1 pseudogene is annotated in these 653 nt (G+C 69.4%); it reads right to left on the bottom strand.

Annotation, left to right across the window (positions count from 1 at the left end):
- Nucleotides 1-634: pseudogene (locus tag IEY86_RS36030) on the bottom strand (hypothetical protein); the annotation flags it as partial.
- Between the last annotated feature and the right edge of the window lie 19 nt (nt 635-653).

The raw sequence follows: 653 nt of genomic DNA, 5'->3' as shown, positions 1-653 counted from the left end.
TCACGCTCAGGACATGGATCAGGTCGTCCAGCATGATCTGCGATCCCTGGCTCATCCTGACGGGCCGCGCGAACGAGGAGATGGCGACGGTGGGTACGACAAGGGCGATGGCGAGGACCGCCGTGACGGTCAGCCAGAGCCGACGTCCGGGCCTGCGCCACAGCGCGAGGACGAGCATCACGAAGACCGGGACCGCGGCGAAGACCGCGTTCTTGCGGACCAGGATGGCGTAGGCGAGGAACAGCACGCCGAGCCCGAGGAGGGCCCATCGCACACCGGGGCGACCACCGCGCAGACACAGGCCGACGAGAGCGATCGCGCCGGCGGCCAGGAGCGCGAACGCCATATGGACGTCCTTCCACACCACACCGGCGAACGTCAGGACATGGGGCGTGAGCCCCAGGCCCAGGACAGCCAGGGAGCCCGGACGGCTCCCGGTCGCCTCCCGGACGCACGAGGCAATCACCCACAGCGCCGCCCAGAGGACGGCGGCCTGGAGAACGGCCATGGTCGCGGACGTCCCGGTCGTCGCGATGAGCGCACGCCAGACCAGACTCATGACGGGCGGGTGCCAGTCGGTCAGCGTTTCCCTGCCCGTGGCCTGCTTGAGCTGCGCAAAGCTGTCGGGACTCATGTACCCGGGCCAGAACACG

The sequence above is a fragment of the Wenjunlia tyrosinilytica genome (genome assembly GCF_014646055.1).
Classification (GTDB): Bacteria; Actinomycetota; Actinomycetes; order Streptomycetales; family Streptomycetaceae; genus Wenjunlia; species Wenjunlia tyrosinilytica.
The sequence above is the reverse complement of the archived record's forward strand: the minus strand, read 5'-3'. Positions and strand labels throughout refer to the sequence as shown.